Below are 16,492 nucleotides of genomic sequence, written 5' to 3'. Positions count from 1 at the left end.
CCCAACTGGTCTGGTCAAGATGGCCTATAAATAGCGACAATACAATGTTGCCCGAGTGTCGGCTTGGGGGATTATGACATAGTAACCTCGCACTTGCAGCGAACGGCCGCTCTCCGCCCCGTCCGCCCTCAAAAACAGCCCCTCAGCCAACGCCACGCCCTTGCTGCAGCCAGCGGGACCACGCCGTTACCGGCTGCAGCGGATCGGTCCACCCTGAGGGCCAGCCCATCATCCAGTCGGTGAAGGACGGGTTGAGATGCAGCGCCTCCTTGGAGTGCAGCGCCCCAGGCAGCAAAGTCACCTGGCATCGGGGGGAAGAGACGAGCGGTCCGGGCGTCCAGCCCGTGGCCTTCAATAGGTCCCACATCATGACCCAGCACCGGGCGGCCATGATCAGGCCGACCTGGCTCCCCTTCTGGTTTTGGTCCGCGATGAACTGAAACCGCCCCGGTCCCACGCGGATGCTCGTCCTGTTGCCGCCCATCAGGTAGGTCGGCGTGGGCCAGAATGAACATCCGTTCGCGTAGGTGAGACCCGCCGACTTCCGCCGCTGATACGACGCACGCTGCAACCCGGTAGCCCATGCCTTGAAGGTCTCGGGCGACATCATGGAAGCCCAGGGACAGATGGCCGGGGACGTTCTCGAAGAAGCACCACTCGGGTCGGACTTCGTCGATGATACGTGCAACATAGGGCCAGAGGTGCCGGGGGTCGTCGCGTCCGCGCCGGTTGCCAGACAGGGTGAACGGCTGGCACGGATATCCGGCAGTGACGATATGAACGCGGCCACGCCACGGGCGGCCGTCGAAGGATTTGAGATCGTCCCAGACAGGAGCCGGAGCCAGGGACGTGTCCGCCATCCGTGCCACGAGAGTGGACGCGGCGAAACTGTTTCGCTCGACATAACACACAGTGCGATATCCGGGTTCTGCGAGGTGAAGGCCGAGATCCAGTCCGCCGACACCGGCGCAAAGGCTGATGCCGCAAAAGTCGTCATGTCGTTCGGGGGTACGAAGAGCCACACGAGGGGTCCTTTCCATCGCGATCGGGTCGCTTCGGTGAGGGGCTCGTCTGGGGCCTCAGATGATTGAAGGCGCGGCATCGGGGGCATTTGATGCTGATCTTGCAGCCGAAGTCTGCGCCGTCGGTTTTGAATAGCAATCGGGCACAGCCCGAGCAACGGATTTCATGGGTAGCCATGGGATATAGAATCGCCTCACAGTGGCCGTCCCTCATGAGGGAGGGGGCGGCTGTAAGTTCCTTGCGGTCGGCGGGATTGCGTCGAAACTTTCCCCGTGTCGAAGGGTGTTGGCGCACCCTTTGGCCCCCCGTTTAAGGGGGTGTTCAACGGCCCTTACGGGGCCGTCTGATCTGCCCCGCGTTCAGTGGAGAAGGATGTCGTGAGTGCGCCGGCCAGATCATGCGTGACCTTGCGGATCAGCCAGTCGCCGTTCAGCTCGGCCCGCAGGCCGGACATGCGGATCGTCCCGCCTGCAAAGAGATCGCCGTTGAAGCGGTGCAGCATGCCGTCCAGCGTCAGCCGCGCCCGGTCAGACATGGCAAGCTCGGCCGCACAGGCGCGCTGCGCGTCGGCGGCGGTGGCATAGACGTGACGCAGCCGGTGGACGGGATTGCCGCTGCCGACGGTGACCTTGACGGTCTGGCCGCCCGCGATGTCGCCCCATTCGGCCGTCACGCTGGCGTAGGCCTTGCGCGCGCCGCGATCCCAGGACCAGTCGGACAGATCGGTGCGGTCGATGGCCACGGGCGGGATCGATGCACCGGTCGCGTCCCGCCCCGTGCCGCGCGGCATGACGACCAGGCGACCGGCTGCGGGCTTGGCGGTGGCGTCCAGCGTTCGTGCGATGCGGGTCAGAAAGTTCAGATCGCTCTCGGCGGTCTGGGCGAGGAAGGGGTAGCGAATGGTGGCGAGCGCATCGGCGACGACCGGTTCCAGCCCGACCCGGCCCGCGATGGTCTCGACGATCTGGCCCAGCGTTTGACCGGTCCAGCCGCGCGATCGCGGCGCGCGCAGCGGGCCGGTCATGTCGGCGGCGGTCGCGTCGATCGTCAGGGTCTGCGGCATGCCCGTGCCGCGCACGCGGTCCACGGCAAAGAGACCGACCGGGACCAGCTGCTGGCCCACGTGGCCCAGAGCGACGTCCAGGACGACGCCGGTCTCGGGGGCCGCGATGCGGCCGTCGCGGTCATCGACCTTCAGGCGTAATGTGTCGGCCGATAGCCCGTCCTCATCGGTGACGGACAGCGAGATCAGCCGGTCGGCGATGGTCGCGGTGATATCCGTGTTGGCGGCGATGATGCGGACCGCGGGCGTCACGTGCGACCCCAGAGGCGGATTGTCGTGCGGGTCGGCGCGGGGGCGGCGTCCGGCAGCATGATCAGCAAACCATCGGGCAGCACCGCACCGGCGGCGGCCAGACCGGGGTTCGCGTCCAGAATCGCGGTGCAGAGCCGGGCATCGCCCAGCTCGCGATGGGCGATCAGATCGACGACGTCGCCCTGGCGGGTCACATATGGTGTCATGCCCGGTCGCCTCCGTAGCTTTGCAGATCGACGGCAAAGTCGATCTTGCGCGGGGCCCCGTCGGCCATGAACACCGATTTGGTTTCCTCGACCGACGTGATGACCCAGCGGTCCCAGATGAACCCGAGGCCATCGACCAGGATCAGCGGCTGCCCCAGTCCGGCCTGCAAGCGCATCAGCTCGACCTGACGCAGCCCGCCCTTGAAGTGCGGATAGATCACACCGGACAGGGTGACGCTTTCCGTGCCACGGCCTGCGAACTGTGCGGCAGGCTGGCGGCCGATGCGGTCCACCTGTTCCCACCGGTAGGCGGCCGTGCGGCGGAAGGTCTGATAATCCGCTCCCGCCACGCCGAACCGGAACACCCCCAGCGCCATCATCACGAGGCTATTCATAAAAACCCCCGTCGTGCAGGGCTCGGCTGGTATCCATCAGGTCCGCCAGCTCGCGCTTGACCGCCCGCGCGACCGCCTGGGCATCCATGCCGGGGGCCGCGTTGATGACTATGTCGCCGAACCTGACGCTGCGCGTGGGTGCGGCACCGGCCCGCCGCGCGTCGCGGGCGGTGATGATGCTGCCCGACTGGCCGGGGGCAAAGAATTCCTGCCCGCGTTCGTTGACCTCGTAGATGCCACCGGCCCGGACGGGACCGCCGAGGGCACGGCGTCCGGCGGAAGTGCCACCAACGCCTGCGGTCGCTGCCATCGCCGGGGCTGCGTCCGGGGTTGCGCCTATGTCCTTGATCAGCGCAATCCCGTCGATCATCCACTGCGGCACGATCGCGGCCAGCGATGCCTTGATCGTCTCGACCAACCCGGTCAGCACCGACCAGATGCCCGCGCCGAGGCTTTGGATCATCTCGACGCCCATATCAAACCACGGGTGATCGGTGATCGACGCGATGCTGGCGGCGACATCCTCAAAGGACCAGCCGGTCAGGTATTCCAGGAACCCGCTGGCCGCGTCAAAGATCAGCGTGAAACCGTTGAAGTCTTTGATGACCTGGAACACGCCGTCGATCAGCCCGTCCTGAAACGCCGCCTTCACCCGGTTCACCTTGTCGGTGAAATAGGCGACGATTCCGTCCCAGTTCTGGTAGATGGCATCGACGGCATAGGCGATCAGTGCCAGCGTCAGGATCAGCGGGTGCCGCATCGCGAGGCGGCCCAGCCAGATCAGCGCGCGGCCCACGATCCCGGTCGCCGCCCACAGACGGCCGAGGGCAGCGACGGGGTTGGTGGCCAGCAGGATCAGACCCCGGCCCAAGGCACTGGCGGCCCGACCGGCGACACCAAGGGCGATCTGCATCCAACCGAACAGACGGACGCCGACACTGACCAGACGCAACAGCGGCAACAGCGCCAGACTGACCGCAAAGGATGCAACCGACAGGCCAAACAGCCCCGCCGCCAGCCAGCCAAGCTGCTGGATCAGTTGCGGGTTCGCCTCGGCCCATTCAACCGTGCGCCCGATGACCGGCATGATGGTTTCAAGCATGTCGTTCAGCATCGGCAAGAGCTGCGATCCGACAACCACGCTGAGCGTCTTGAAGTATTCGATGGTGCGGGCGCGCTGCGCCTTGGTCGTCTCGACCTGGCGGGCGTATTCCAACTCCATCAAGCCAAGCAATGACGCGCTGTCTGCGGTCGCGGCAAGTGCGACGCGCAGGGTGTCGGTCTGGGCGATCAGCGGAATGATCGCAGCCTTGCCTTCCTCGCCGAACAGATCACCGACCAGCGACGACCGACGATAGGGCTCCATCTCGTTCAGCGCATCCAGCACCGACAGGATCGCGCCGCTGGCGTCCTCTTGCATCGCCCGCGCCAGATCCTCGGCGTCGATGCCCAGCTCCTGAAACACAGCCTTTTGCCGGGCCGTGGCACTTCGGCCGACGGTCATCGCGTTGATGAAGTTCTTCATGCCCGTGGCGGCGATCTCGGGGCTGCTGCCCGCCGCCAGCAGCGTGGCACTCAGCGCCGCGATCTCGCTGGTGGCCAGACCGGACACGTCGGACAGAACCGCCTGACGGTTCAGCACAGCGAGGATATCGGCCTCATTCGTGGCCATGGTGTTGCCCAGCAGGTTGACCATGTCGCCAAGCTGCATGGCCTCGTCCTGGGTCAGGTTCAGGTTCGCGCGCCACCGTGCGAGCGTCTCGCCCGCGGTCTCGGCTGATACGCCAAGGGCCACGCCCATCACCGTCGCGGCCTCGGCAAATTCCAGAAGCTGCGCACGCTTTTCCGCGTCGGGCAGGTTGGCATCGACGACCCCCATGCGTCCGGCAGCCGCGACGATATCCATGATGCCCTGCGACGTGGCGTAGAGCCCGCCCGAGGTGACCAGCGCCGCGATATCGCGTTGCAGATCGACGAACCCGTTCTCGCTGTCGAAATCCACGACCTTGGCAATCTCGGCCATGCGGGCCTCAGCCTCGATCGCCGGTTCGGTCATCGCCCAGAACCCGGCGGCCATGCTGGCAAGCCCGGCTGCCTGTCCCACGATGCGCGCCTGCTGGCGGTCGGCCATCTCGCCGATCGCGTCGGCGCGTTCGAGGTTGCGCAGGCCCGCCTGGCCGATCTGGTTGCTGACCCGCTCGACCTGTTGCAAGGCTTGCTTAGCCGGTCCTGTCGCGCGGTCCACCAGGCGCAGGATCAGGGCGATATTCATGTCAGTCATCGTCATCCTCCTGTCGTGGTGCGCGGTCGCGGGCCTTGGCCCACCAGTAGGCCAGATCGTCCAGTGTCATGGGGCCGGTGACATCGGGGCCCCAGCCGAACACCACGGCGATATCCGCCATGGTGTCGCCGGTGTCGTCGTGCGGGATCAGGCTTCGGCTGCCCGCAGCGCCTCTTCCTTGAGGGCCGGAGAGGCCAAAAAACCGACCACCTCCATCCCCAGTGTCAAAAGGTCCGCCGGGGCCAACGCCTCGACCTCGGCGGGCAACAGCGCGGGCACGGTGACGCGCGGAAGCACCTTGAGCAGCTCGGACGTGTCCATCTGCAATAGTGAGGTCAGCTTACAGCCGCGCAGCTCGCCTGCGGTAGGCTGGCGGATCTCGACGGACTTCAAGTCGCCGCCCTCGCGCTTGATCGGAGTGGTCAGTTTGGCCATGGTTCAATCCCCCCTTAAAGACCCATTGCAGTGCGGATGCCTGCAAGCTGGTCGACGCCGTCGATGACGCGGACGCCGTTCTCGACATCGATTTTCACGAGCTGCTGCCCATTCTTCTCGATGCTGAAGAAATCGACATCCATCATCGCCTTCATCTTGGACTCGGTGCCTGCCTTCAGGTCGTCCCAGTTGACGTCGGTGATGCGACCGCCCATCGCAAAGATGAACGTGTCCGCCGCGAAGTCGTCCTCGCCCATGGCGGCGGGACGCAGGACGATGCGGTTCTTGGACCCGAACAGCCGGATCGGCGCGTCCGACCATTCGTCGAATGTCAGCTCGGTCGTCATGGCCTCCATGCCCATGTCGACGGCCGTCTCGGCATCCATGCCGGCACCGCGATGTGCGGCGGTCTTGATCTTGAGGGCGGGCAGCTTGCCGGTGCTGACCAACCCCATGTAGCTGACGCCATCGAGGAAGGCGTTGTAGTTGCGGATTGTGCGCGGGAAAGACATCAGGTGCCTCCTTTAGCTTGCGGCTTGAAAGTCGGTGATCAGCTCTTCGTAGTAGTCACCGTTGCGACGGGCGCGGAACGTCAGGCGTTCCAGCGGGGCGGGCGGCTCGATGTCGAAATCGAGATAGAGCTGACCTGCGGCCAGCGTGGCCTTGGTGTTCAGCTCCGGGTCCAGCCAGACGGTGCCGCCCAGCAGCGCGCCCTGGGCTGTGAGCCGGTCAAGGTAGGCCTGCACGCTGTCGCGGATGTCGATCAGCAGTTGCGCGGACAACGGACGGTCCGTCGCCCAGCGGTGCGCCCGTTCGATGCTGTCGTAGATCAGATCGGCGGTGCGCCGCACGCTGAGGAAGGCCCAGAGCGGATCGTCCGACGTGCTGCGGTTGCCCCAGACGCGGAAGCCGTCCTCACGGATGATGACGGAGACCTTGGCCTCGTTCAGGCGGTTGGCCTCGGTGTCCGGGTCCGAGATCGCAAAGCCGATGGGGCGGGCCAGCCCGGTGACGCCGCCGACCAGCCGGTTGGAGGCCGACCACCAGAACCCGCGTTCGTTGTCGGTGCGGCTGATCACGCCCGCCACATAGGCCGAGCCCGGACGTGTCACGGTCTGCGCTGACACGGTGTCAAAGACGCGGACATGGGCATCGACCAGGAACAGGCGGTCCGACCCGAATTGACCGGCGTAGGTGATCGCATCGGCCTCGACCGTGTTGGGACCATCGGCCACGACGACGGCCCGCAGCTTGGCCGCGACAGTGATCAGCGCGTTGGTCAGCGGGTTGGCGGCACTGGGATCGGTGGGGCGCGTCAGACCAGGCGCGATCAGGATGCGCGGGATCTGACCCGTGACGGCACCAGCCCCGATCAGGGCATAAGCGCCGGACTGCTGGGCTGCGTTGCCCACGGCATTGCCGAGGGTCGCGGCATCGTCGGCCCCCTCTGCCACCCGCACGACGATCGCCACGGCAACGCCCTGGGCATAGACTGCGTCGTAGGCATCGCGCAGGGTCCCGGTCGGCCCGAGTGCTGCCGATGCGCGGGGCCCGGTGATCAGGACGGGCGTGTTCAACGGGAACGCGTCGTCGGTGGCCTCCGGTGCGGTGCCGACGATCCCGATGATCGAGGACTTGACGGTCGAGATGGGACGCAGGCCGTCGTCGATCTGGACGACCTCGACCCCGTGTAGAAACTGTTCAGGCATGGTGGTTCTCCTTTTGGTGTGAGGGGGCGGCGGTCATGACCAGCGCCACAGAATGACGGCAAGCAGCATGGCGAGGCGTTTGAACGGACCGACGCCGTCGGCGCGCAGCGCGCGGTGAAACGGACCGGCTGCCGTGACCCGGTCCCAGCCGCGCTCCAGCAGGTTGTCGTGCAGCGCCGCAGCCTTGAGGAACTTCGGATCGTGCGGATTGAAAATCAGCCGCAAGCCAGGCGGAACAGAGACGTCGAAGGTGTAGCCCTCGGGGATCTCGATCAGCAGGCCGGAGCCTCTGCAGCCAAGCTCCCAAGCAAAGCTCAGGCAGGTGCGATACCGGTTGCTGCGCGGCAAGCGCGAAAAGATCGGCTTTGCATCGGTGTAGGCGCTCATGCCTCGCCCTCCTTGCGTGCAGCCAGGATCGCGGCGGTCGCGGTTGACCGGGTCATCGCCTCGGCAAACACCGTGTCGATCCCCTTGGCCGAGGCGGTCAGCAGCGCCTGTCCACCCTGCAAGGCTGCCAGCCCGTCGCGGCAAATCTGGACGAGGTCCGCGTAACCGGCCAAGGCCTTGAGCATGTCCAGCTCGGCCTGTTCGGCGGCTGTGCTGGCATGATCGGCCAAGGCCACGACACGCACCATCTGACCGGCTGTCAGGATGCCGGAAACATCAGCCAAGGTGCCGACGATGCTGGGTGTGTCGCCTACAGTGCGGTCAATCGTGGCCCGGATCGCCGCACGGGCAGCAGCGGCCGCAGCCTGCGCTTCAGCCTGCGCGATTGCGGCTTCGGGATAGCCCAGGGCCAGCGCTTCGGCGCGGGTGACGGAATAGACGGAGCGGTCGCCGTCCGTGACGTTCAGCATGGTTTCAGGCATATCAGACCGTCCCAACGATGTTGCTGCCAGGGGTGAAGCGACTGAGCATGACCGCGCCGTTCTGCTGCTGAACACCCTGCGTTCCAGCCATGACAAACGGGTCAACGCTTGCCGGGCGACCGATGGCTGTCACGACACCCGAAAGCGTGCCGCGCCAGAAAGCCACCCGAGCACACGCAAGGCCGTTGAACCCGACCAAGCAAGCTGTCTGCTGACCTGTAAAAGCAAAATCAGACAGGCTTACGCCACCGATCCATCCTGCTTCACCGGTAAAAATCGAGGCGTTTTCGCGAAACAGCTCGCCCGGAACAGCAAGCGCGCCGTGAGTGTGCTCGACCTCTACCGTCGTCACCGTGCAGGTGTCGTGCAGACGAAAACCGCGCAAGCCGTTGCGGGACGAGGTCACCTTCACATCGTGGTTTATGACCGCCGGGTTGTTTGTCGGGCCGGCAAGAACCAAGTGGCGGTTGCCTTTCAAATCAATGTCAGACGTGAACGGCACTGACCCTGCGCTACCACCGGGCAGGTTCAGAACAACCCGCTGACCAGGTGACGATGCCGCGACCGCCTCCGCGATCGTGTTGAAGGTCCCGCCGTTGAGCTGGGTCGGATTCGGGTCCGCCGGGTCGATGGTCGCCTCGAAGGCAAGCGACGGGATCAGGCCCTCGACGCCGGCCGCGACCTCGACGGCCAGCGCATCGACGGCAGCCTGCAGCGCTGCGAGGTCTGCCTCGCCTTCGGCCACGGCCGCCTCGACTTGGGCGCGCACCCCAGCTGGCATGTTTGCAAGAAAGGTGGCCAACGAAGACAACTGCGCCAGCGCCTCGTTCATCGTTGCAAAATTGGTAGGCATGACCAGACCTCCTATCGCACACGGATGATGGGATGGACGGACACGGCGCGCGGGCGGGTTTCTTCACCGCCGAACAGATCGGTCTCGCTGACAGATTGGCCGTCGTTGTTGAGGTCGGGCCCGTCTACGTTAGCGTTGGCGTCGGACACCGCCGCCGGTGAAATACCGTGCTTGTGCGCGCGGATTTCATCCGCCTGCCAGGTCCCGATTTCGAGGGCGGGCAGCTCGCCGCGTCCAAGATCGGCACCGCGGCGGAACTCGGTTCGCAGCTCGGGAATGTTAAACGTGGTTGCACCGTCGCCCGCGCCCCACGCATCACCAATGGCTGCCCACAGCTCGGGGTATTCATCCCGCGCCAGCGCGCGCCCGTCAGCCGTCATCCAGCCGTCCGGTGCCACCGGCCCGGCACTATCGACAATCGTGCCGATGGGCACCTGCGCACGTTCCAGCACCACGATCCGCTCTGCAGCCTGTGCCAGTGCCTGCGTGAAGATGGCATGGGCGGCAAGATCCTCGGCGATGTGATCGACCAGTGCCCAGTCGGGACCATCGACGATGATCGCCCCCTCGGCCACGCGGTCCAGCGTGATGGTCTGGTCGAGCACAAAGTCATAGGCCCCGAGGTCCGCTGTCGGGTAATCGAGCCCGGCCGCCACCACGATCAGATCGCCGTCTTGGTCGAAGAACCCGACCTCGCGCAGGGTCATCGCGGGCAAGTCGGCCGAGGGGAAAACCGCGTTGATCATCCAACTGCTGGCCTCGGTCTGGGCGCGACGGTCGAACGGGCGACGGATGACCTCGCCCAGCAGCGCCACCTGATCCGTCGTGGGATCGTAGAGCGCGCCGCCGCCGTCCCCCAAGGCGACCTCGGTGATGACGACGGCCGCCTCGGACCCCGAGGCTGTGTTGACCTTGGCAAGGCCGAGGTCGGTAAAGATGATCGTGGCAGGCATGGCGTTCCCCTATGCGGGCCGCACGTCACCGCGCTGGACGATGCGTCCGCGCGTGGCGATGTGGGCTGGCTGATGAATGGATTGATCGGTGACCGGCACCGCGGGCCGCAGGATACCGGTCGCATCGAGGCGCGCGCGCTGGCCGGTGGCGGCGCGGGCATCGCTGGCGACGGTCGAGCGGACGCGAAGCGCGTATTGCGACCGGACCGGCTTGATGCTTTCGACGATGCGCGCCACGTCCTGGACAAAGACGTCATCGGCGCGGCGACCGGAGTTCTCGATCCGCTCCATGCCGATATCGAGGCGGAAGGTGTGCGGGGTGCCGTAGTACTGGAACCATTCCTCCAGCACGGCATCGATGCCGGCTGCATCCAGGGCCGCGATGACGGCACCGCGTGTGCCCTTGCGGCGATGCACCTCGACCGAGCGCGCGATCACGGCACGCTTGACCGCATCCGACCAGGTCGCATCCCAGTTATCGACGGACATCGCCCAGGCGAGCCAGGGCAGCAAATCCGCCGGGCAATCCGCGACCCGACCAACGCGGCCGATGTCGAACTTGAGGTCGTCAGGTACAGCCGTTGCCGCCTCGATCGCGCGGTCGAGCATTGTGGCGTTCGAGGCCAGGAGGGATTGATCAAGCATCGACGCCCCCTGCGGTCAGGGTGATGTCAGTGCAGAACGCGGCACGTGTCCCATCGATCTCGATATCGGCGGCGGGACTGGCGAGAACCACGTTCTGTACGCCAGCACCGTGCAGCGCGGCAAAGAGGCCGGAGCGCGTGACGTTCTCACCGATCAGGCGGCGCGCGGCGACGTAGGCGGTGACGGCCGCGCGCGATGTTTCCAGTACCACCGCACTGTCGGGACCGTCGTAAAAGGTCAGGGTGGCCGCGATCTGATAGGGCACGATGACTGCACTTTTGACCTGCACCAGATCGGTCAGGGGCCGGACGAAGTCATCGTTCAACGCGGTTTCAACGGCCTGCAAAAGGTCCGCAGGTGCGCTGCCATCACCGGCCTCGGCCAGAACACGGATGCCCACGACGCCGGGCGCGAGGTTGGCGACCGCGATGTCGCGGACTCGCGGATCGGCGGATCTGGCAAAGAACAGATACGACCCGATGGTCCCGGCTGTCGTCTGTGCCTCAAGCGCCAACTGCATGCGGCTGCGGAAATCGCTGTCGGTCTCCATTACCGCCGCGACCGGCGGCGTGGCGTCCGGTTGCGCCGGGGCGAGGACAAGGCGGGCCACACCGTAGAAGGCCGCAAGCTGGTCGAGGTTTGCGCCGGTCGCATAGGCGGGCATCACGGCGCGCGCGCCGTCGTTGACGACAGCCCGCAAGAGCACCTCATCAAAGGCGTCGCGCTGCAGATACATCGTCAGCGGCTCGCTTTCGAGCGCCAGCACCGGGGCAAGGTCAGGTGCCAGCGCCAGCAGCGCATCACGCTTGCGGGCAAAGATCGCCTCGACGTCCTGCGTGTCGACCACCTGGGGGGCAGGCAGGTTTTCCAGATCGATCTGCGTGAACCGGGTCATGCCGCCACCTCGACCGGGATCGTGCGGGTCGTGACCTCGCCCGCGATCTCGGCTTCCAGCGCCAGCGACACGCGACCGGCCGCACTGGCAATCACGCTGACACGGCGCAGGGTCAGGCGCGGTTCCCACAGATCAATCGCCTCGGCCGTCGCGGCATAGACCTCGATCACCGTCGCAGGTGTGACCGGCATGTCGATCAGGCGCGGCAGGTCCGACCCAAAGTCACGCCGCAAAACGCGGCTGCCCTTGGGGGTGGACAGGATCACACCGACGGACTGCGCCAGATGCGCGTCCAGGGTCAGGCGCTGACCAGTATGGCGGCTGAGGCCTGTCACTTCGCGTCCTTGGCCTCGGGTGCCAGTGTCACGTTCTCATAGGCGGCGGCCTGCGGTGTGAGCATCAGGGCGTCGCCTTTCTTGCGGTAAGCGCCTGCAATCCAGCCGGACGCACTGGCCACATAGGATTTGCGCGGGTCGGGTGTGGCCCCCGGGTTGGCTTTGGTCGGTTTGGTCATCACTGCGGTCCTTCGGTTGTGGCGGCACCGGCTGCGACGCCGCCGTGGATGTGGTTTTGCAGGCTGATCCCTCCGGCGATGACATCGCCGCTGACGATCAGGGTGCCGTTGAAGTGGATCTCGCCACCGGCCAACTCGAACAGCGGCACGGCGGCATCGGCAGAGGGCGCGTTGCCCGCGAAGATCCCGCACACGACAATGGCGCGGGCCATGTCGCCGCCGGGGCATGCGACCAGGACCTGTTCGCCGACGGCGGGCATCCACCACAGCGAGAGGCTCCCCGCGCGCATCATGCCGACGGCCGCGGCGGGGATCGTGATGTCGCCCAGGTTGACGGCGACGCTGGGTCCGGCGGGATCGACCGACACGATGGTCCCGACTTGCAGAACATTGGCGATACGGCGGTCGCCTTCGGCGGCGGCAAGGGTCATGGTGCCTCTCCGATCCGGGTGTAGTCATCGACATGATCCGCACCGATGTCCGGCGATTGACCGACGTAAAGGTCGACACCCAGCGGCGCGTCGGGTGCGGCGGGATCAAAGGTGCAGGGCTGCGTCCAGGTGACAGCCCAAAGGCTGGCCGCTGACTTTTGCCAGCCTGCGGTCACGACAGACTGACCGCGTACGTTGCGCGCCTGACCGCAATCGGGGCGGCCCCAGCGGCGGTCGGGAATGGCGGTCGCCAGCGCACCCATCATCGCGGCGGCAGCAGTATCGCGGTCCAGCCCCAGCGCATCCTTGGTCACGATGAAGGCGGCCATGGCGAGGTCAAAGGTGTGGAATGCCCCGGCGGCGGTCTCCGCCTGCTTGATGTCGAGGATCGAAACCAGCACGGCGGGCGTCTGGATCGCATCGGATTTGAGGCGTTCGAGGTTGAACCGCCCGGTGATGCCCTTGCAGGTTCGGCTTGCCGGCAGCACCTCCTTCAGGCGGACAGCTACAGCATCCGGCAGCTCTTGCAGCAGGCCGGTCATTGCAGCACCTCGCCCAGGTCACCGGTCACTAATTCTGCAATGTCGCGACGGTCCTGATCGGACAGGCCAAGGTAGGGCCTTGCGGGCAAGCCGGGTTTGCCGACCTCTTCGCCGCCGAATTGCTGGATCGCGCCATAGACCAGGTTGGTGCCGACCCGTGCCTCGGGGCCGTCGGAATAGTTCTGGATGCTGTCCAGTAGGCCCGGCAGGCCGTCACCGACCAACAGCGAATGACGTGCGCTGCGCGTCGCGGCATAGGCTTCGGACCATGCGGCCCATGGCTCGCCGTCGGGACCGGCCTTGTCGTCGGCGATGCGTTCCTTGGTCGAGCCTTCCAGCAGCGCCCCGATGTTGAAGGCCAGCGCGTCGATCTGCCAGGCGGCAAGGTCACGCAAACCGGCCTCTACCATGGCGGTGTCGAGTTCAAACTGTGCGACAACGCCGACCATCAGAGCCCCCGCATCTTGTCACGGGAAAACAGACGCGCGGGTCCGCCGGTTGTCAGCGGGTTGGGGCCACCGTCGTCCGGTTCCTCGCCCGCGACCGGGGCGATGGTCAGGCGCATCTCGCCCTTGGCGATCCGCTTGAGGGCGGCCATTGCGTCCTCGTATCGCTGGCGCAGCTCCTCGGTCATCGTGCTGGACGATCCGGCAAGGCGGTAAAGCGCGATATCAACGCAGTATTGCGTCAGGATGTCGTGGGGATCGGCCAGCGGCAGGTCGTAGCGGACACCGACATAGCCGTTGATCTCGGCACTGGCCGAGCGCAGGGCGCGGGTGATCGCCGCATCGTCAGGCACACCGTCACCGTCGCGATCGGCCACGACCAGCGCGTCGGCGGTGTAGAGCGTGATGATGTCGTCCTGGCTTGCGTACATGGTGTCCTCGAAATTCGTGGGGGCCATCCTCCCCCTGGGCCATCGGGTCCGGGCTTGTTCCACCGGACGGTGCAGCGATGCGGGGCGCGATGGCTTCCCCTGGTCTTCGTGCCCGCCCCCGACGCTGCCACACGGGGGCGGGCGTATCGGCAACCGCAGCCATCTGGGGAGGATGTCTGCTTGCCGCGGTGCCGAATGGGATCAGGCTTTCAACGGGGCCTTGAAGCCACCTTTGACGAGCTGCTCCATCGCCGCGTCGCGCAGCTCTGGCGTGACCAGCTTGTCGTCGATCGCCACGGCAGCGCGCAGCTTGCCCATGTCGGGCAGACCGCCCTTGGTGAAATCGTCGTCCACCATCTGCGGGATCGCGGACAGCAGCGCGTCGATGACCTCAGCTTCGGTCGGGATCGTTGCCGGCAAGTCGCTGGCCGCGATCTCGGCCGGGGTGGCGGCGCGGACCTTCAGGTGCGGCTCGTTCTCGATCGCCTTAGCGTGGGCGTCGGTGAAGTCGTCGCTGTCCACGACGGTGCCGTCCTTGGTCCACATCCGCCCGGCCCGGAAAAACGTGCCCGACGGTGTGGTGGCTTGAATGAAGAGTTTCATGCGCGCGCTCCCTTACGCGGCCCAGTCGTCAACGACGATCTCGACCTTGTTGTAATGCTTGTTGTCGCCACCGTTCGGCAGGCTGCGGACCGCAAAGATGTCCTCGGCCGCGGACTGGTTGTCGGCGTTGACGACGATCATGTTGGGCGCGATCCCCAGCGGGCGGCCGCCGTCGGCTGTCACCTTGCGCATCGCGGTGCGGGCGGCCTCGAAGTTGGCGACCGTCAGCGGCTGGCGCGAGCAATAGGCCATCTGCCAGAAGCCGAAGCCTGCCTCGCAGCGATACCGGATGCCCCATTGGAACTCGTCCTTGGTGAACACCACGTCCGAGGTCTTGGGGTCCATCTTCATGGTCATCTCGGGCTTGGTGCGTTCCTGGAAGATGAACGGCTTGAGTACCTTGCGGGTGTCCAGCAGATACCAGGCAGGCTCCAGACCGTCGGCGTAGTTGGCGACGGTCGTGACGGCACCGGTCCCGTCAGGGTTGGCATAGACCGGATGATCGACATCGAAGAAGTTCTGCCCGTCGTAGCAGAGCGAGGCGGTGCCTTGGCCCATCAGGTCAGAGATCAGACGGTCCGGGTGCTGTGCGGATTCCTGACCCATGTGCGCGGCAATCGGCGAATAGTGACCGTATTGATCATCCTCGATCGCGGTGCGTTTGACGCCGAGCGTGGCCTCGAACAGGCGGTTGGTGATCTCGTAGCCCTGGGACTTCATGTCCTTGACGACGCGGTCGCCGATCCATTCGCGCAACTGCGGGAAATCCTGCAGCCAGCCGTAGGTGTTGGAACTGGTCGTGGACGGCACCAGCGTGGCGACCTTTTTCCAGAACGGATCGACCGTCATCTGGGCGTAGGCATCCTTGAACGCCTTCTGGATCGAGGTGTTCAGCGCCAGGAGCAGGGCGGGGGTGATGATAGCCATGGATCAGGCCTCCTGTTCGGCCTTGGCCGTGGCGAATTCCGCCTCGGTCAGACCCATCTGTTTTGCGACGGCGATCTCCTCGGCGGAGAGCGTGGTGGATTTCTTGTCGGGGTCCTTGTCGTCCAGCTCGGACTTGCCGCCGACGATGACCGGCATCTTGGCGACGGTGGCGGTAAAGGCCTCGATGCCCTGCGCCTTGGCCATGGCGAGGAACCCATCCTTGGCGGCGGGCGCGATCTTGCCTGCGGCGACACCCGCATCGACGGCTGCCGTAATCGCCAGGTCGGCGCGGGCGGTTTCCGCCTCTTCCATCTGGGTCAGCTTGGCGTTGGCCGCATCAAGCTGTGCCTTGGCGACATAGAGCGTCGGGTCCGGTGCCTTGGCGCTGGCGGTGTGGACCTCCAGCTTGAGGTCCTTGATCTTGGCCACCGCGTCGGCGGCGGTCGCGTCCGAGGCAAGCCCCAGCGCGTCGAGGACGGCTTTGTCCATGATGTCGTTCTCCTTTGTGGTGCCCGCCTTCGCGAGCTCTGGCATTTTGAAACCGGGGGTGTTGGTCAGACCGACAGAGATCAGGCGGGTGATCTCGCCGGTCGCGGGGTCGGCTGCGTAGCCGATCGACAGAAACTTGTAGGCCTTGGACGCGACCCAGGCGGCCCCCTGTTCATTCCACTCGACACGCCCCCAAAGCGCGCCGTCGCGGGTCTCGATCTCGCGCACCCAGCCGTAGGCAGGTGCGTCGAGGCCTTGGTCGGCGCGGACGTGCGTCGCGTGCTCAACATCTATCGGCAGCGGGTGACCGTAGGCGTGGAAGGCAGCGATCACTTGGTCGGGCCGCGTCAGCCGATGCTTGCGCCCGTCATTGGCGGCAAGCTCCGGCCCCTTGGGGGTCAGTTGGACCCACTCGGGTGCGGCACCGCCATCGGCGGCCAAAGCAACGGGGGTGATTTGTGAAATACGGGCAGTGTTCATGCTGCCGTTGTGACATCGCGCGCGCGACGGGTAGCCCGTGAACGCGTTCA

At 65.9% G+C, this 16,492-nt stretch carries 25 protein-coding genes; all 25 read right to left on the bottom strand.

What is annotated here, in order from left to right; translation table 11 throughout:
• Positions 1-128: 128 nt before the first annotated feature.
• Positions 129-1,040, bottom strand: coding sequence for a DNA cytosine methyltransferase (locus BMX27_RS13030; protein ID WP_090160242.1), 912 nt, complete (start codon positions 1,038-1,040; stop codon positions 129-131).
• Positions 994-1,200, bottom strand: a complete 207-nt coding sequence (locus BMX27_RS17135) for a zinc finger domain-containing protein (protein WP_143056824.1) — start codon at positions 1,198-1,200, stop codon at positions 994-996. The genes BMX27_RS13030 and BMX27_RS17135 overlap by 47 nt, the downstream gene beginning before the upstream one ends.
• 154 nt (positions 1,201-1,354) lie before the next feature.
• Positions 1,355-2,338, bottom strand: a complete 984-nt coding sequence (locus BMX27_RS13020) for a phage late control D family protein (RefSeq protein WP_090160241.1) — start codon at positions 2,336-2,338, stop codon at positions 1,355-1,357.
• A complete protein-coding gene (locus BMX27_RS13015) occupies positions 2,335-2,544 on the bottom strand; it encodes a tail protein X (RefSeq protein WP_090160240.1) in 210 nt (69 codons plus the stop codon). The genes BMX27_RS13020 and BMX27_RS13015 overlap by 4 nt, the downstream gene beginning before the upstream one ends.
• Complete coding sequence (locus tag BMX27_RS13010; protein ID WP_256212525.1) at positions 2,541-2,939, bottom strand: phage tail protein; 399 nt, start codon at positions 2,937-2,939, stop codon at positions 2,541-2,543. The genes BMX27_RS13015 and BMX27_RS13010 overlap by 4 nt, the downstream gene beginning before the upstream one ends.
• Positions 2,932-5,220, bottom strand: a complete 2,289-nt coding sequence (locus BMX27_RS13005) for a phage tail tape measure protein (RefSeq protein WP_177172722.1) — start codon at positions 5,218-5,220, stop codon at positions 2,932-2,934. Before BMX27_RS13005 ends, BMX27_RS13010 begins: the two co-directional genes overlap by 8 nt.
• Positions 5,213-5,341, bottom strand: coding sequence for a GpE family phage tail protein (locus BMX27_RS13000; RefSeq protein WP_090160238.1), 129 nt, complete (start codon positions 5,339-5,341; stop codon positions 5,213-5,215). The genes BMX27_RS13005 and BMX27_RS13000 overlap by 8 nt, the downstream gene beginning before the upstream one ends.
• Positions 5,342-5,367: 26 nt before the next feature.
• Complete coding sequence (locus BMX27_RS12995) at positions 5,368-5,655, bottom strand: phage tail assembly protein (RefSeq protein WP_090160237.1); 288 nt, start codon at positions 5,653-5,655, stop codon at positions 5,368-5,370.
• Between the two features lie 14 nt (positions 5,656-5,669).
• Complete coding sequence (locus BMX27_RS12990) at positions 5,670-6,167, bottom strand: phage major tail tube protein (protein WP_090160236.1); 498 nt, start codon at positions 6,165-6,167, stop codon at positions 5,670-5,672.
• 12 nt (positions 6,168-6,179) lie between these two features.
• Positions 6,180-7,364, bottom strand: coding sequence for a phage tail sheath subtilisin-like domain-containing protein (locus tag BMX27_RS12985; RefSeq protein WP_090160235.1), 1,185 nt, complete (start codon positions 7,362-7,364; stop codon positions 6,180-6,182).
• A gap of 33 nt (positions 7,365-7,397) precedes the next feature.
• Entirely contained in the window at positions 7,398-7,751 is a 354-nt protein-coding gene (locus tag BMX27_RS12980) for a DUF1353 domain-containing protein (RefSeq protein WP_090160234.1), read from the bottom strand.
• Positions 7,748-8,233: a hypothetical protein gene (locus BMX27_RS12975; protein WP_090160233.1), complete on the bottom strand. Its 486-nt coding sequence runs from the start codon at positions 8,231-8,233 to the stop codon at positions 7,748-7,750. The genes BMX27_RS12980 and BMX27_RS12975 overlap by 4 nt, the downstream gene beginning before the upstream one ends.
• Before the next feature lies 1 nt (position 8,234).
• The gene (locus BMX27_RS12970; RefSeq protein ID WP_090160232.1) at positions 8,235-9,086 is read right to left on the bottom strand and encodes a hypothetical protein; all 852 of its coding nucleotides are present in this window, start codon (positions 9,084-9,086) and stop codon (positions 8,235-8,237) included.
• Between the two features lie 11 nt (positions 9,087-9,097).
• Complete coding sequence (locus tag BMX27_RS12965) at positions 9,098-10,039, bottom strand: tail fiber protein (protein WP_090160231.1); 942 nt, start codon at positions 10,037-10,039, stop codon at positions 9,098-9,100.
• Between the two features lie 9 nt (positions 10,040-10,048).
• Positions 10,049-10,684, bottom strand: a complete 636-nt coding sequence (locus BMX27_RS12960; RefSeq protein ID WP_090160230.1) for a phage tail protein I — start codon at positions 10,682-10,684, stop codon at positions 10,049-10,051.
• The gene (locus BMX27_RS12955) at positions 10,677-11,579 is read right to left on the bottom strand and encodes a baseplate assembly protein (protein WP_090160229.1); all 903 of its coding nucleotides are present in this window, start codon (positions 11,577-11,579) and stop codon (positions 10,677-10,679) included. The genes BMX27_RS12960 and BMX27_RS12955 overlap by 8 nt, the downstream gene beginning before the upstream one ends.
• The gene (locus tag BMX27_RS12950; RefSeq protein WP_090160228.1) at positions 11,576-11,914 is read right to left on the bottom strand and encodes a GPW/gp25 family protein; all 339 of its coding nucleotides are present in this window, start codon (positions 11,912-11,914) and stop codon (positions 11,576-11,578) included. The genes BMX27_RS12955 and BMX27_RS12950 overlap by 4 nt, the downstream gene beginning before the upstream one ends.
• Positions 11,911-12,093 (bottom strand): hypothetical protein, encoded by a 183-nt coding sequence (locus BMX27_RS12945; protein ID WP_090160227.1) that lies wholly within the window; start codon positions 12,091-12,093, stop codon positions 11,911-11,913. Before BMX27_RS12945 ends, BMX27_RS12950 begins: the two co-directional genes overlap by 4 nt.
• Complete coding sequence (locus BMX27_RS12940; RefSeq protein ID WP_090160226.1) at positions 12,093-12,524, bottom strand: phage baseplate assembly protein V; 432 nt, start codon at positions 12,522-12,524, stop codon at positions 12,093-12,095. Before BMX27_RS12940 ends, BMX27_RS12945 begins: the two co-directional genes overlap by 1 nt.
• Positions 12,521-13,066, bottom strand: a complete 546-nt coding sequence (locus BMX27_RS12935; protein ID WP_090160225.1) for a hypothetical protein — start codon at positions 13,064-13,066, stop codon at positions 12,521-12,523. The genes BMX27_RS12940 and BMX27_RS12935 overlap by 4 nt, the downstream gene beginning before the upstream one ends.
• A complete protein-coding gene (locus BMX27_RS12930; protein ID WP_090160224.1) occupies positions 13,063-13,515 on the bottom strand; it encodes a phage virion morphogenesis protein in 453 nt (150 codons plus the stop codon). Before BMX27_RS12930 ends, BMX27_RS12935 begins: the two co-directional genes overlap by 4 nt.
• On the bottom strand, positions 13,515-13,970 hold the full coding sequence (locus tag BMX27_RS12925) for a gp436 family protein (RefSeq protein ID WP_090160223.1): 456 nt from the start codon (positions 13,968-13,970) through the stop codon (positions 13,515-13,517). Before BMX27_RS12925 ends, BMX27_RS12930 begins: the two co-directional genes overlap by 1 nt.
• Positions 13,971-14,144: 174 nt before the next feature.
• The gene (locus BMX27_RS12920) at positions 14,145-14,546 is read right to left on the bottom strand and encodes a hypothetical protein (RefSeq protein ID WP_090160222.1); all 402 of its coding nucleotides are present in this window, start codon (positions 14,544-14,546) and stop codon (positions 14,145-14,147) included.
• 12 nt (positions 14,547-14,558) lie between these two features.
• Positions 14,559-15,473, bottom strand: coding sequence for a Mu-like prophage major head subunit gpT family protein (locus BMX27_RS12915; RefSeq protein WP_090160221.1), 915 nt, complete (start codon positions 15,471-15,473; stop codon positions 14,559-14,561).
• Positions 15,474-15,476: 3 nt separating this feature from the next.
• Positions 15,477-16,442, bottom strand: coding sequence for a phage protease (locus BMX27_RS12910; protein WP_090160220.1), 966 nt, complete (start codon positions 16,440-16,442; stop codon positions 15,477-15,479).
• Positions 16,443-16,492: the final 50 nt, after the last annotated feature.

It is taken from the genome of Loktanella sp. DSM 29012, from assembly GCF_900110705.1.
Classification (GTDB): Bacteria; Pseudomonadota; Alphaproteobacteria; order Rhodobacterales; family Rhodobacteraceae; genus Loktanella; species Loktanella gaetbuli.
Note: the sequence above shows the minus strand (reverse complement) of the source record. Positions and strands in the feature narration are given on the sequence as shown.